Raw genomic sequence first — 13,897 nt, 5'->3', positions numbered from 1 at the left:
GCCTGGATGTCTCTGAAGACACCATCAAGTCCCACCGCAAGCACAGCTACACCAAGCTCGATATCGGCGCGCAATCGGAGCTGTTTGCCTTGTTTATCGACTCGCTCGCCGAAGCCCAGGGCGTGCTGAGCAAAGACCCTTTGGAAAGTTACATGAGCAAGCACCGCTGAGCGGCATTGCTCCCCCTTGCGTTATCACTAATAAGAGAGAAAAACCATGAACCTACCCGCCCAACTGCAACGCCGCACCGAGGACTATCAGAAGGCGGATGCGGCCCATCATATTCATGCCTTTGTCGATCAAAAGATGCTGAATGCCGAAGGCCCACGTGTGATGGTGCGCGGTGAAGGCCTGTACCTGTGGGACAGCGAAGGTCAGCGCTACCTGGACGGCATGTCTGGCCTGTGGTGTACCCAACTGGGCTACGGTCGCAAGGATCTGACCACTGCCGCTGCCACGCAGATGGATCAGCTGGCGTACTACAACATGTTCTTTCACACCACCCACCCGGCGGTGATCGAGCTGTCGGAACTGCTGTTCAGCCTGCTGCCTGGGCACTACAGCCACGTGATCTACACCAATTCGGGTTCCGAGGCCAACGAGGTCTTGATCCGTACCGTGCGCCGCTACTGGCAAGTGGTCGGCCAGCCGCAGAAAAAGATCATGATTGGTCGCTGGAACGGCTATCACGGCTCCACGCTGGCAGCGTCGGCATTGGGCGGCATGAAGTTCATGCACGAGATGGGCGGTCTGGTGCCTGATGTGGCGCACATCGACGAACCCTATTGGTATGCCCATGGCGGCGACCTGACCCCGGCCGAATTCGGCCGTCGCTGTGCCTTGCAACTGGAAGAGAAAATCCTGGAATTGGGTGCTGAGAACGTCGCGGGCTTTATCGCCGAACCGTTCCAGGGTGCGGGTGGCATGATTTTCCCGCCGGAAAGCTACTGGCCCGAGATCCAGCGCATTTGCCGTCAATACGATGTGCTGCTCTGCGCGGATGAGGTGATTGGTGGTTTTGGCCGCACCGGCGAGTGGTTCGCTCATCAACACTTCGGTTTCGAGCCGGATACGTTGTCGATTGCCAAGGGCCTGACCTCCGGCTACCTGCCCATGGGCGGCCTGGTATTGAGCAAGCGCATCGCCGATGCCTTGGTGGAGCGCGGTGGTGTGTTTGCCCACGGCCTGACCTATTCCGGGCACCCGGTGGCGGCAGCGGTGGCGCTGGCCAATCTCAAAGCGCTGCGGGATGAAGGCATCGTGCGCCAGGTGAAGGACGACACCGGGCCGTACTTGCAGAAGATCCTGCGCGAGGTGTTCGACAACCACCCACTGATCGGCGAGATCCAGGGCACGGGCCTGCTCGCGGCCTTGCAGTTTGCCGAGGACAAAGGCACGCGCAAACGTTTCGACAATGAAAACGATCTGGCCTGGCAATGCCGCACCTTTGGTTTTGAAGAGGGTGTGATCATTCGCTCGACCCTCGGGCGCATGATCATGGCGCCGGCCCTGGTGGCCACGCGCGCGGAGCTGGACGAGTTGGTCGACAAGACCCGTATCGCGGTCGACCGCACCGCACGGATCGCGGGAAAACTGTGAAGTGACCTGCCCACCACCCCAGGCCGGGGTGGCGGGCAACCTCCATCAGACAAGGCTTGAACGGCATCGACGTGATCGCATGCCGCGACGCCCTGCATCCCATTTCCAGGAGTCACCCATGAATACAATAACAAACGTGACCGATACACCCGCCCATCGTGCCTCACCAAAACCCGCGTCGTCCCGACGCTTTCGCCAGCCCCTGGGCCTGGTCGGGCTAGTGCTGTTCGGGCTCGCGTATATGGTGCCGCTGGCGGTGTTTACCACCTATGGGCTTGTGACCCAGATGACCAAGGGGCACTTGCCGACCGCGTATATGCTGACCCTTGCCGCGATGCTGCTGACGGCCTACAGCTATGGGCGCATGGTCCAGGCGCATCCGTATTCCGGCTCGGTTTATTCCTATACGCGCAAAGCGTTTGGCGCCTATTTTGGCTTCATCGCTGGCTGGACCTTGTTGCTCGACTACATCTTCTTGCCGCTGCTCAGTTACCTGCTGATCGGCATCTACATGACCGAATACTTCCCCGGGGTGCCAACCACCGTGTGGGTGCTCGGCTCCATTGCCCTGGTGACGACGCTCAACCTGGTCGGCATCGAGTCCATCACTCGGGTCAACTGGATACTGATCGTGGCCCAGTTGGTGTTCATTGTGGTGTTCGTGGCGTTGTCGGTGCGCACCCTCAGTGAGCAGTCCGCACCCGTTGCGTTGCTCGCGCCATTCCACCACGACGGTTTCAGTGCGCCGTTGATCATGGCGGGCGCGGCGGTGCTGTGCCTGTCGTTTCTCGGCTTCGATGCCGTGTCGACCATGGCCGAGGAAACCCCCAACCCGCGACGGACTATCCCGCTCGCGATCATGGTGGTGTCGCTGTTCGGCGGCCTGTTGTTCCTGCTGGTTTCGTATTTCGCCCAGATGGTTTTCCCTGATTGGAACAGCTTCGTCGATCCGGATTCCGCCTCGGTGGACGTCATGCGTCGCGTGGGGGGCGAGCTGCTGGTGACCGCTTTTACCGCAACTTACGTGGCCGGTTGTTTTGCCTCGGCGATGGTCTCCCAGGCCAGCGTGTCGCGGGTGTTGTTCGCCATGGGGCGTGATGGCGCGCTGCCCCGTGTACTCGGCAAGCTGGTGACGAAAAAACGCGTGCCGGCCACGGCGATCATGCTGGTCAGCCTGTTCTCGTTGATTGCCCTGTTCATCACCCTGGACACCGTGGCCAACATGATCAGCTTCGGGGCGTTGTTCGCGTTTTCAGCGGTGAACCTGGCGGTGATCAAGCATTACCTGGTTGACCAGAAGTTGCGCGGCGTTCGGAACTATCTGCTGTACGCCGTGCTACCGGCCCTGGGGTTTCTCAGCACGCTGTGGCTGTGGACCAGCCTGTCGGGCCTGTCCTTCACCATCGGCTTGTGCTGGATGGGACTTGGGCTCGTGTGTTTGCTCGGCATCACGCGGGGCCTGAGCGTGAAGATGCCTGAACTGCAGATCACTGAATAACCCTTCTTATCCCTCGACCTTCATTGGGAGTACACCGTGTTTGATCTTGACTACTGGCAACAGCGTGTTGCCCGCCAGACGTTCATCGACACCGCCTTGATCGGTGGCCGGTCCGTGAGCGCAGCCTCCGGGGCCACCTTCGATAGCATCAACCCAGCCACGAACCAGTTGTTGGCGCGTGTGGCGGCCTGTGGCGAAGCGGAGGTCGATCTGGCTGTGCGCAGTGCACGCCAGGCTTTCGACACCGGTCCTTGGCGGCGCATGTCACCGGGGGAGCGCAAAAAAATCATGATCAGGCTTTCCGAGTTGTTGATGAGCCACCGCGAAGAGCTGGCGCTGCTCGATTCGTTGAACATGGGCAAGCCGGTGATGGATGCCTACAACGTGGATGTGCCTGGCGCGGCCAATGTATTCGCCTGGTACGGCGAAGCCCTCGACAAGCTCTACGACCAAGTCGCGCCCACCGCGCACAACGCGCTGGCGACCATTACCCGCGAAGCGCTGGGTGTGATTGCAGCGGTGGTGCCGTGGAATTTTCCCTTGGACATGGCGGCCTGGAAGCTGGCGCCGGCGTTGGCGGCCGGTAACAGCGTGGTGCTTAAACCCGCTGAGCAATCGCCGTTTTCCGCGTTGCGCCTGGCCCAACTGGCGCTGGAGGCGGGTATCCCCGAAGGGGTATTGAACGTGGTGCCGGGCCTCGGCGACAGTGCCGGCAAGGCTTTGGGGCTGCACCCGGACGTGGATGGCCTGGTGTTCACCGGCTCGACGCAAGTCGGCAAATACTTCATGCAATATTCCGCTCAGTCCAACCTCAAGCAGGTGTGGCTGGAGTGCGGTGGCAAGAGTCCGAACCTGGTGTTCGACGACTGCCAGGATCTGGACTTGGCGGCGGAGAAGGCAGCCTTTGGCATTTTCTTCAATCAGGGGGAGGTGTGTTCGGCCAACTCCCGGTTGTTCGTACAACGCTCCATCCATGACGAGTTCGTCGAACGGGTGATGGCCAAATCGCGCGCCTGGATGCCGGGTGATCCGCTGGACCCCAGCAGTGCCGCCGGCGCCATCGTTGACAGTGAGCAGACCGCGCGCATCATGAAAGCCATCGGCCAGGCCCACGGCGAGGGCGCCAGGTTGCTGTGCGGTGGCGAGCAGATGATCATCAACGGGGCCTCCAACTTTATCCAGCCGACCATTTTTGCCGATGTGACCCGACACATGGCGCTCTCCCGTGACGAGGTGTTCGGCCCGGTGCTGGCCATCAGTGCTTTCGATACTGAAGAGGAGGCGGTACAGCAAGCCAATGACAGCCTCTATGGCTTGGCCGCCTCGGTATGGAGTGACAACCTCAACCGTGCGCACCGTGTGGCTCGTGCCCTGAACGCCGGCACGGTGTCGGTCAACACGGTCGACGCCCTGGATGTCACGGTGCCGTTCGGTGGGGGCAAGCAGTCCGGGTTTGGGCGTGATCTGTCCCTGCATGCCTTTGACAAGTACATGCAGTTGAAAACCACCTGGTTCCAGCTGCGGTAGTTCAAGCGGCCCTAGAACTCGCCGGAGTACTTCACCGCTGCAGCCGCACGCGAGGGCACATCCAGTGCGCGCAGCAGCGACGACACATGGATGCGCACGGTAAACGGCGAGATATCCAGGGCTTTGGCGATTTCCTTGTTGGTCTTGCCCTGGGCGATCAGGCGTAGCACGTCCTGCTGGCGGGCGGTGAGGGTATGGGTGTCGAGAGGCAACAGCCCCGAAGGGGCAAACTTGACCAGCACCTCGCCTTCGCGGATCGCCAGCAACGCCTGGCCGATCTCGTCGGGGGCGATGTTCTTGCCGATAAAACCGTCCGCGCCCAGGGCCATGACCTGATCGATCAGCGCCGGGTCGTCCACCATCGACACCACGATCAACGTGGTGCGGCGCAACTGTTGGCGCAGGTCGGCCAACTGGCTCAGGCAGGTCAGGCCGGGGAAGCGCAGGTCGAGGATCAGGGTATCGATTTCGCCGCCTTCGCGGGCCAACCTGTGCACGGCGTCCATGTCGCCAGCTTCCTGCACAAGGGCCTCGGGCAGCAGGCGCTGTACGGTGCGCAGCATGCCTTCGCGAAACATCGGGTGGTCGTCGGCGATGATGATGCGACCGGTCATGAGGGGCTCCTTCCTGGGGCAAGGGTGTGCGGTTGCATGCTACCTTACCACCGTGCCCGAGGCTTGCCTGGGGTGCCCGCTGGATTTGATGACTGCCGCACAAGGACGTAAATCATGGGTGCCGAGACCAACTCCGAACTCGACCAGGCCAACCTACGGATCGTGGTTGCCAGCATTGCTATCGTGTACATCGGCGCGCTGGGCTTCCTGCCCGGGCAGTCGGTGGACACCTACCTGCCGGTCATTCTCTACATCCTTGTGTTTCTGCTGGCGTCCATTGCCTTGCGCCAAGTGATCGCACGCTGGCCCGGGCATTACCCGGCCCGGCGGATTTTCGGCATGATTCACGACTACACCGGCACCTCGTTCGGCATGGTGGTGGGGGGCGAGGCGGCATTGCCGCTGTATGCGGTAATGGTGTGGGTCAACCTGGGTAATGGCATGCGCTATGGCTCGCGCTACCTGGCGATTGCCACGGCATTGGCGTTGTTGGCGTTGCTGATCGTGTATCGGCTCACGCCGGTGTGGCAAGCACAACCCTTCATGGTGTTGATGCTGATGATCACCAGCACAGTGATCCCGGTGTACGCACATATCCTGCTGGAGCGCACGCGCAAGGCGTCTGAGCAAGCCATCGCCGCCAACCTGGAAAAATCCCGTTTCCTCGCCCAGGCCAGCCATGACCTGCGCCAGCCCATCCATTCTATCGGCCTGTTTACCGCTTGCCTGCGCGAAGCCCACCTGGGAGATGAAGAACGGCGGCTGGTGGACAACATCGATCGCTCGCTGCTCAACGTCTCGCAATTATTCCGTTCGATTCTCGACCTCTACACCCTCGACAACGGTCGCCTGTTGCCCAAGTACCAGAGGGTGAACCTGGGCGAGTTCCTGGCCGACCTGGTGCGACAGAATGCCGAGGCTGCGCGTTGGGCCGGTGTGGAACTGCGATTGCGGCCTTGCGCTCACTGGGTGCAGGTCGACCCGGCGCTGTTGGCAACGATGGTGCAGAACGTTCTGTCCAACTGCTTCAAATACGGCGCGCATCGACCAGTACTGATCGGCGTGCGCATTCGTGACGGTGGCTTGGCGGTGGAAATTCATGATCGGGGTCGGGGGATTGCCGAGGAGCATCTTTCCAAGGTCTTCGAAGAGTTTTACCGCGTGCGCCACCTGCGTGACAAAGACGTCGAAGGGGTGGGCTTGGGGCTGTCCATCGTCAAGCGCCTGGGGCAACTGATGGGGGTGCAAGTGAACCTGCGTTCCCGGGTTGGCCACGGCACGTCCGTGAGCTTGTACGGGCTGGCCCTGGCGACCGCACCGCACGCGACGGCACCGCGTGACGAGGCGCGACAGGTTGGTTTGCTGACCGGTTTGAAAGTGTGCCTGGTGGAAGATGACCAGAACGTGCTGCTCGCTACCCAGGCGCTGCTGGAGCGCTGGGGGTGCGAGGTACAGGGCGAATTGTCAGGGCGTGACTTGATCAGCGATTGCGACATCATCGTTGCCGACTACGACCTGGGTAACCATGCCACCGGTATCGAGTGCATCGACGCCCTGCGGGCGCAACGCGGCTGGGCGGTCCCGGCGCTTATCCTCACCGGGCACGATGTGGAGAAGATCCAGGCCGCCTTGCACGACCGTCAGATCGCCATTCTGTCCAAGCCGGTGCGCCCGGCAGAGCTACGCAGCACCCTGCGCGACCTCGGCCAACAGACTGTTACTGGTTGAACGGCGTCAAGCCATTGCCGCGAGCGCCTTTGGGTTGGCAGTAAGCGGCCGGCTTCATCATGCCAAAGCTTGCCACGGCGAACATGCCGCCGCTGGCCCCGCTGGGCACGGAGCAGTTGTAATCACCGCTAGCGGTGCTGGCGATGTAGTAGGTCGTCATGGAGTCATTGCGCACGTTGGAGATGCGCTTGACCGGTTCACCCAGATTGGTTTCAGACAGCGTCTTGAGGTGGTCTTCGGAGGGCTTGATGTTGCTGCAGCCGGCAATGCCGACGATCAAGGCACCCAGCAGGGTGAGGCGGGTCAGGGGGGAGTACAGATTCATGGTGCGTCTTCCTTGGGTTTTTATGGTTTTTCCAGCGCACAACCATCCCTCGCGTAGCGTATGCGCGGTGTCATGGGGAGCGTTGGAAGTGCCGAGGAATATAGCGCCGCAGGGGGGAGGGGTCGATTAGCACAAGTGGGCTAATGGCACGGTGATGTCATGGAGAGAGTGTGAAATGCTGGAGATAAAACGTGCGACTCAAAAGGATGCCCAGGTGGCGTTTGACATCCGTCGATTGGCCATCCGCGGCCAATGCATCGGCGCCTACACCGCCGAACAAATGGCCTTATGGACACGCGGTACTGCCGAAGACGGCTACAGCGCGCTGATGGAAAAGCCGTTTTACCTGGGCTGGGTAAAGGGCAGGCCGGTCGTCACCGGCATGCTCGATCTTGCTAACAACGAAGTCGGCGCACTGTTCGTGCTGCCAGCGTTCACCGGACGCGGGTACGGCAAGGCAATGCTTGATCATCTGGAAAGAATGGCGCGGGAGCTGGCGATTGAAGAAGTGGTGCTGGACGCAACGTTGAACGCGGCAAGCTTCTACAGAGCGTGCGGGTATGTGGGAGAGGCGCAGGCGATGTATCACTCACCGTCGGGGTTGGCATTGGCGTGTGGGCCAATGGTGAAGCGACTGGCCGCGATCTGAATTGCCCAGAAGATCCCCTGTGGGAGCTGTCGAGCCCCAGCGAGGCTGCGAAGGCGGCGGCACTGTCGGAACAATGATTGGCTGATCCACCGCTTTCGCAGCCTCGCTAAAGCTCGACAGCTCCCACACTTGATTCGGGTCACCCTGAACTCGCGGGGGGCTTCATCCGGTACTGAAAGCGGTGCGCAGCCGTTTGATCACGTGCTCAACCGACTCACCCTGAACTCGCGGTGGCGTAGGGCTCTCCCCAAATTCGCGCCACACGAATAGCGTCAGCTCAGCACCATCTGTCAAAGCCTGCTCCTGGTCCGACGTAGCAAAGCGTTGCAGCAGTCGATAACGCTCGTCCCGCCAGAACGCGTTCTCTACCCAGTCGTATACGGGGATGAAGTGAAAGTGCAGTGGGAACCCAGGCATGTGCCCATAACGGCTGATGTACAGCCATTTCGGTTGGAGCTCTACCTCCATCACGCGCTGGGTTCTGGCGAGCAATCCACCCAACTGCGCCAATGCCGCGTCTGGCATGTCGGCGAGGGAATGAATCGGTGCCTTGGCACCCAGCATCACATAGCCCGGCAAGGCCGAGGCCATGTGATGGTTCAGCACCCAGTGTTCGGTTTCATGGAGGACAAAGGCAGGGTCGATTGGCATCAGCGCAGGTCCATGGGAGCAGAGCGTCAGCATAACAAGCGAGGGCGCCTGTATCCCACAAACCCGTCGCATCTGTATCTATCGCCCACGGCATTCGCCCGGTACTTTCACGCCACGTTAACCTACGGCCGAGTTTCCCATGGATCTTACCGCTGTCCCGTTTGGCACCACGGATTGGGCCAGCCTTGAGCCTGTCGTCCATCCGGGCATCACCGGCAACGCCTTATGGCGCACCTGCCAGTTCGGCACCACACGTGTGCGGATGGTGGAGTACACGCCGGGCTATCTGGCGGATCACTGGTGCTGGAGAGGGCATGTGCTGTTGTGCCTGGAAGGCGAGCTGCACACGGAGCTGGAGGACGGCCGCCAGTTCATTCTGACGGCCGGGATGAGTTATCAGGTGGGCAATGACATGGAGGGGCATCGCTCCTCGACGGCGCTGGGTGCGAAGCTGTTTATCGTCGACTGAACATTGTAGTGAGCGGGCTTGCCCCGCGCTGGGTGGCGAAGCCGCCCCAACAAGGACGCTGTGGTGTGTCAGTGAGACCGAGGTGTTTGGGTTTGGGGCCGCTACGCAGCCCAGCGCGGGGCAAGCCCGCTCACTACAGCCAGTCCGATCAGTGCATTTTGCTGTGGTCCATGCCATTGAGGGCACGGGCCGGGGCTTTTACTTCGATGGACTGTTTCTCGCCTTTGGCATCTTGCACGGTCAAGGTCAGCGGCACCTGGTCGCCTTCCTTGATCTGGCCGGTGAGGCCCATCAGCATCACGTGGTAGCCGTCCGGGTCGAGCTTGACGGCTTTGCCGGCAGGCAGGGCAACCGAATCCACCGGGCCCATGCGCATCACGTCGTCTTTCATGCTCATCTCATGGATCTGTACGTCCTTGGCGACTGGCGACGCCACGCTGAGCAGCTTGCTGTCGCTGTCGGCGGTGACCGTCATGAACGCGCCGCTGGACGGTTGGCCCGGCACTGTGGCGCGGACCCAGGCGTCGGTCACTTGCACCTGGGCGCTGGCGTGGGCGGCAAGGCCCAGCAGGGTCAGGCCGAAGGTGATGCGTTTGAGGTGTTGAACGGCAGTCATTAGCAGACCTCCATGACGGTGAGCAGGTCTTCTGCGCACTCTTTGGCAGTAAGGGATGCCGACAAGCCCAGGCGCAGGTTGCCGCGGGTGTCGAACACGAAACTGGTGGATGTGTGGGACAGGGTGTAGGTGTCACCGGCGGGGATCTTTTCATAGAAAATCCCGAATTCCTTGGCGGCCACGGCGATTTCTTCCGGGGTGCCGTACAGCGCTTCGAAGCTGGGGTCGAAGGCCTTGACGTAGCGGTCGAGCAGTTCCGGTGTGTCGCGCTCGGGGTCGAGGGTGATGAACACTACCTGCATGATCTCGCCGTCGCGGCCCATCAGTTTCTTGGCCTGGGCGGCGCGGGCCAGGGTGGTGGGGCACACGGCCGGGCACTGGGTGAAACCGAAGAACACCACCGGCATCAGGCCACGGAACGAGCTCAGGGTGACGGTTTCGCCGGCGGTGTTCTTGAGCTTGAAGGTGCGGCCCATGATCTTGTCACTGAGGTCCTTGCCGTACTTGAAGTTCAGCTTGGGGCTGTAGTCACAGCCGCCCAGCAGGCTGCCCAGGCCCAAAAGGCCCATGCCGGTCAGCACTTTGCGGCGGGTGAATAACGTACTCATCAACTGTGCATCCTGTGAAACGCCTGCATTGCTCTGGATCTACCCATCAGGCTTTGAAAAGGCTTTGAAACGTAGAAACGAGGAGGGTGGCAAGTCTACCAACCCTGGCCAGCCCACGTAATCTGCGACGTTCTGCCACAGGGGCGCGCCGCGCTTCACCGTTTTGCGGCTTCGGTGGTAGAGTCGCCGCCATGAAATTGAGCCACCCCGACCGTTCGCTGATCGCCTGGACCCTGTACTTCTGCGTGCTGATGAACGTGTTCGTGTGCGGTTTGGGCCACGGGCAAATGTTGGGCCAGCAACTCAATGGCATCGGCGGTGCGTTCTGTTCGGTGGACGGTAGCCAGGCGCCACTTTCCGACAAAGGGTTGGGCAACCCGTCATCCAGTAACATCTCGAACTACTTTGCTTGCCCGGTGTGCAACGCGGTCACCGTGGCCATCGTGTTCCTGATCGGCCTCGCGTGGCTGCTGAGCCTTCAGCAAACCCCACGCCCGGCCCATGAGCGGCGCAACAAAGCGCCGCCGCGTTATTCCTGGCCCTCGGCCAACCCCCGCGCTTCTCCCGCCGTCTGACGTGTGCCTTGGGCTTCCTGTGATCAGGAGGCGTTCTATCGTCACGACTGTGAGTGCATCTGATGAACCACCTATTGCCTGCAGGCGCCAGCCGCCTGGTCAGCAAGGCGTCCCGTCGCCTGCGTACGGAGCCGGCGTTGCCGGAATACCCAAGCAACTCCCGCTGCTTCGTGCACCTGGATGCACGCCTGCTACCGCACTGGCACACCTTGTTTGATATCTGCCCGGCGCTGCTCAAGCTTGACCCTCCCGAGGGCTTGAACCTGTTCCGCAACTTCATGACCTGGGCGTATCGCAAGCAGCCGCCGTTGGATTGGACCTATCACCTGAATGTGTGCCGCTGGCTGCTGGGCTCTGTGTATTGCACGCAGATCGATGATGAACCTATCGAAGCATTCATGGCGGCAGCGGCGGCGTGTTGGATCATTGCCGACGACAGTCAGGCCCGGGGGATCGCCCTGGTCTGGCAAGGGACGACAGTGTTCGATTGGAAGGGCGCTGCGATCTCCGACGCAGAACAGCAGGTCTTGCCGGCCTCTCCATGGGACTTTGCCTGGAGCGCGCTGAACGCCCGGGGTGAATTCAGCGGCTGGTTGCCGGTGCCTTGAGGAACGACGGATTGTTACGCAGGCTGTAAAAGTGAATCGTGGTTTTACCGGCTATTTCCGAGGCGGCTGAGTCTATACCGTGCGCGGTCCCGTCAAATGCGACACGCCAATGGCCTGCAACAAGAACAGGCCGGGGCGCAGACGGGATCGCCTCAATCACTTCTCGGAGCCTTCATGAATCACAAGACTTGCCTGGCGCTCGCTGTTTCCCTGGGCGCTGTGCAGCAGGCGGCTGCGTCGGGTTTTATCGACGACAGCAAAGCCACCCTCGACCTGCGCAATTTCTACTACAACCAGGACACCCGTAACACCAGGGCCGCTTCGGACAAGGAGTGGGGCCAGGCGTTCATGTTCAACTATCAGTCCGGCTTCACCGAAGGGACGGTTGGCCTGGGGCTGGATTTGCAAGAAATGTATGGCTTGCGCCTGGACGCCTCGGGCCGCGCAGGCAAGGCCGGTGAAGACAACACCCCTGGCAGCGTTTTCCCATTGTCTGATGGCAAGGCCGCCCATGACTTCAGCAAGACGGGTGTTACCGGCAAAATGCGGATCGCCCAGACTCAACTGAAGGCCGGTACCTTGATGCCCAGGATTCCTGTGCTGATGACCGAGGATGGCCGCCTGTTGCCCCAGACCTTTCGTGGTTATCAGGTGGACTCCAAGGACCTGAAGGATTTCAACCTGGTCGCCGGTAAACTCGAACAGGTGCTGGACCGCAATTCCAGCAACGGCCAGGGCATGTCCATTGCCGGCGCCAACGATCCGAACAAGGGCAAGTTCAGCAACCAGTTCTACTACGCGGGTGTCGATTACGCCGTCAGTAAACAACTGCAAGTGCAGTATTACTACGGCAGTCTCGAGAACTTCTACCAGCAGCATTTCCTTGGCCTGGTGCATAACTGGCAGCTGCCGGTGGGGCAATTCAAGACCGACCTGCGCTATTTCTACAGCACGTCCGATGGCAAGAATTCCAGTGCGGCGGGGCGTGCGGACGGCTATGTCAGCTCGGGTTACTACGGGCCCGGCGTCAACGCCGGCAAGGTCGACAACCGTTTGTGGAGCGCGTTGTTCACCTACGCACTGCAAGGCCACTCCCTGAGCCTGGGTTATCAGAAGACCTCCGGTGACAGCGACTTCCCCCATGTCAACCAGGGGCAGGGCCGCTCCGTCTACCTGATCACCAATTCCCAGTCGCTGAAGTTCATCAATGCCGGCGAGCAGGCCACCGTGGGTAGCTATGCCTATGATTTTTCCGGCCTCGGCGTGCCTGGCTTGAAGTCCAGCGTGACCTACATCCGCGGTAGCAACATTCGCACCGCAGGCCGCGATAACAGCGAGTGGGAGCGTGACTTGCGCATTGACTACGTGATCCCCACGGGCACCTTCAAGGGCCTCGGTCTGACGTGGCGCAGCGCGGTGCTCAGGGGTAATGACACCTCGGACAAGGATGAGACCCGTCTGATTGTCAGCTACAGCATCCCGCTGCTGTAACCGCGCAGTTTCAATGAAGGCGCCTACGGGCGCCTGTCTTCATTCAGATTTCAACCTGCAACACTTCCAACCCCAGCTGTTCATACGCCTCCACACTCGGCATATGCCACTCGGTAATCAGCGTGTGAATGCGGTTGCACGGCGCGACCACAAAGGGTTCTACCGCGCCGAGCTTGTCCGCCATGGCCACGGCCACCACATGGGAGGCGCTGTCGAGCAAGGCTTGCTTGACCACCACTTCTTCGAAGTGCAGCGAGGTGATGCCCACTTGCGGGTGCAGGGCGCACACGCCGGTGAACAGCAGGTCGGCCTTGATGCTCTGGATCAGGCGCACCGCATCGTGGCCGCCGGTGGAGAGGGTGGCGGGGTTGAGCGGGCCGCCAGCGAGGATCACTTTGACATGGGGGTGGTCGGCCAGGGCGATGGCAATCAGTGGGGATGGCGTGACGACGGTCAGGCGAATCGAGCGCGGCAACGATTGGGCGATTTGCAGGGTGGTGGAGCCGGAATCGAATAGCACGATCTGGCCGTCTTCTACGCGGTCTGCTGCCAGTTGCGCGAGGTGACGCTTGGTCTCGTTGGTCTCGCCGACACGGGTGAATACATCCTTGCCGGTGTCCTTGGGCCGAGGCAGGGCGCCGCCGTGCACACGCTGCAATAAGCCAGCGGCGGCCAGTTCGCCAAGGTCACGGCGGATGGTGTCCTGGGAGACGGCGAAATGCTCCACCAATTCCGAGGCGGTGACTTTGCCGTCGCGCTCAAGCAGCAACAGGATCTTCTGTTTGCGCAAGGAAGGCAGGTCAATGGTTTGATGAGTGTTGTGCATGTTTGTGCGCTATTTTGCGTGTTTGTGCGAGATTAATCTTCGCTCGATATAAACGCAATGGGTGGTTGCGCGGTCGATGGGCGGTTACTCTGCGGGTTCAGTTCAGGGAGAGG

Annotated in this window: 15 protein-coding genes and 1 pseudogene; 10 read left to right on the top strand and 6 right to left on the bottom strand. The window is 61.0% G+C overall.

Translation table 11 applies throughout. The annotated features are described in order from the left end of the window. The 4 genes and pseudogenes from ACRESD_RS09315 to ACRESD_RS09300 all read left to right on the top strand — a co-directional run. Positions 1-170, top strand: a pseudogene (locus ACRESD_RS09315) (LuxR family transcriptional regulator); the annotation flags it as partial. A 46-nt stretch (positions 171-216) separates the two neighbouring features. Further along, positions 217-1,599 carry an aspartate aminotransferase family protein gene (locus ACRESD_RS09310; RefSeq protein WP_431750647.1) on the top strand — a complete coding sequence of 461 codons (1,383 nt, stop codon included), beginning with the start codon at positions 217-219 and terminating at the stop codon, positions 1,597-1,599. A 118-nt stretch (positions 1,600-1,717) separates the two neighbouring features. Next, on the top strand, positions 1,718-3,097 hold the full coding sequence (locus ACRESD_RS09305; protein ID WP_431750646.1) for an APC family permease: 1,380 nt from the start codon (positions 1,718-1,720) through the stop codon (positions 3,095-3,097). A gap of 36 nt (positions 3,098-3,133) precedes the next feature. Continuing rightward, complete coding sequence (locus tag ACRESD_RS09300; RefSeq protein WP_431750645.1) at positions 3,134-4,624, top strand: aldehyde dehydrogenase; 1,491 nt, start codon at positions 3,134-3,136, stop codon at positions 4,622-4,624. 11 nt (positions 4,625-4,635) lie between these two features. On the opposite strand, the gene ACRESD_RS09295 is transcribed toward ACRESD_RS09300, so the two are convergent. Beyond that, on the bottom strand, positions 4,636-5,238 hold the full coding sequence (locus tag ACRESD_RS09295; RefSeq protein WP_431750644.1) for a LuxR C-terminal-related transcriptional regulator: 603 nt from the start codon (positions 5,236-5,238) through the stop codon (positions 4,636-4,638). A 114-nt stretch (positions 5,239-5,352) separates the two neighbouring features. Here ACRESD_RS09295 and ACRESD_RS09290 point away from each other — a divergent pair, with 114 nt between their 5' ends. After that, complete coding sequence (locus ACRESD_RS09290; RefSeq protein ID WP_431750643.1) at positions 5,353-6,966, top strand: ATP-binding response regulator; 1,614 nt, start codon at positions 5,353-5,355, stop codon at positions 6,964-6,966. Here ACRESD_RS09290 and ACRESD_RS09285 read toward each other — a convergent pair. Next, positions 6,956-7,291, bottom strand: coding sequence for a hypothetical protein (locus ACRESD_RS09285; protein WP_431750642.1), 336 nt, complete (start codon positions 7,289-7,291; stop codon positions 6,956-6,958). The two genes, ACRESD_RS09290 and ACRESD_RS09285, sit on opposite strands and share 11 nt — an antisense overlap. Before the next feature lie 175 nt (positions 7,292-7,466). Here ACRESD_RS09285 and ACRESD_RS09280 point away from each other — a divergent pair, with 175 nt between their 5' ends. After that, on the top strand, positions 7,467-7,940 hold the full coding sequence (locus tag ACRESD_RS09280; protein ID WP_431750641.1) for a GNAT family N-acetyltransferase: 474 nt from the start codon (positions 7,467-7,469) through the stop codon (positions 7,938-7,940). Positions 7,941-8,102: 162 nt separating this feature from the next. On the opposite strand, the gene ACRESD_RS09275 is transcribed toward ACRESD_RS09280, so the two are convergent. Further along, the gene (locus ACRESD_RS09275; RefSeq protein ID WP_431750640.1) at positions 8,103-8,591 is read right to left on the bottom strand and encodes an HIT family protein; all 489 of its coding nucleotides are present in this window, start codon (positions 8,589-8,591) and stop codon (positions 8,103-8,105) included. Between the two features lie 139 nt (positions 8,592-8,730). On the opposite strand from ACRESD_RS09275, the gene ACRESD_RS09270 reads away from it, so the two are divergent. Beyond that, positions 8,731-9,060, top strand: coding sequence for a DHCW motif cupin fold protein (locus ACRESD_RS09270; protein WP_431750639.1), 330 nt, complete (start codon positions 8,731-8,733; stop codon positions 9,058-9,060). A 148-nt stretch (positions 9,061-9,208) separates the two neighbouring features. Here the strand turns inward: ACRESD_RS09270 and ACRESD_RS09265 are convergent, their stop codons facing one another. Together ACRESD_RS09265 and ACRESD_RS09260 are read right to left on the bottom strand one after the other, a co-directional pair. Then, positions 9,209-9,676 (bottom strand): copper chaperone PCu(A)C, encoded by a 468-nt coding sequence (locus ACRESD_RS09265; protein ID WP_431750638.1) that lies wholly within the window; start codon positions 9,674-9,676, stop codon positions 9,209-9,211. Further along, a complete protein-coding gene (locus tag ACRESD_RS09260) occupies positions 9,676-10,284 on the bottom strand; it encodes an SCO family protein (protein WP_431750637.1) in 609 nt (202 codons plus the stop codon). The genes ACRESD_RS09265 and ACRESD_RS09260 overlap by 1 nt, the downstream gene beginning before the upstream one ends. Positions 10,285-10,475: 191 nt before the next feature. On the opposite strand from ACRESD_RS09260, the gene ACRESD_RS09255 reads away from it, so the two are divergent. The 3 genes from ACRESD_RS09255 (at position 10,476) to ACRESD_RS09245 (ending at position 12,958) form a co-directional block, all read left to right on the top strand. Continuing rightward, positions 10,476-10,859, top strand: a complete 384-nt coding sequence (locus ACRESD_RS09255; RefSeq protein WP_431750636.1) for a DUF2946 domain-containing protein — start codon at positions 10,476-10,478, stop codon at positions 10,857-10,859. 62 nt (positions 10,860-10,921) lie between these two features. Beyond that, positions 10,922-11,467: a putative natural product biosynthesis protein gene (locus ACRESD_RS09250; RefSeq protein ID WP_431750635.1), complete on the top strand. Its 546-nt coding sequence runs from the start codon at positions 10,922-10,924 to the stop codon at positions 11,465-11,467. A gap of 174 nt (positions 11,468-11,641) precedes the next feature. Continuing rightward, positions 11,642-12,958: an OprD family porin gene (locus ACRESD_RS09245; protein ID WP_431750634.1), complete on the top strand. Its 1,317-nt coding sequence runs from the start codon at positions 11,642-11,644 to the stop codon at positions 12,956-12,958. A gap of 43 nt (positions 12,959-13,001) precedes the next feature. Here ACRESD_RS09245 and ACRESD_RS09240 read toward each other — a convergent pair whose 3' ends face one another. After that, positions 13,002-13,784, bottom strand: coding sequence for a DeoR/GlpR family DNA-binding transcription regulator (locus ACRESD_RS09240; protein ID WP_431750633.1), 783 nt, complete (start codon positions 13,782-13,784; stop codon positions 13,002-13,004). Positions 13,785-13,897 lie beyond the last annotated feature (113 nt).

This window comes from Pseudomonas sp. (genome assembly GCF_050739995.1).
GTDB lineage: Bacteria > Pseudomonadota > Gammaproteobacteria > Pseudomonadales > Pseudomonadaceae > Aquipseudomonas.
Note: the sequence above shows the minus strand (reverse complement) of the source record. Positions and strands in the feature narration are given on the sequence as shown.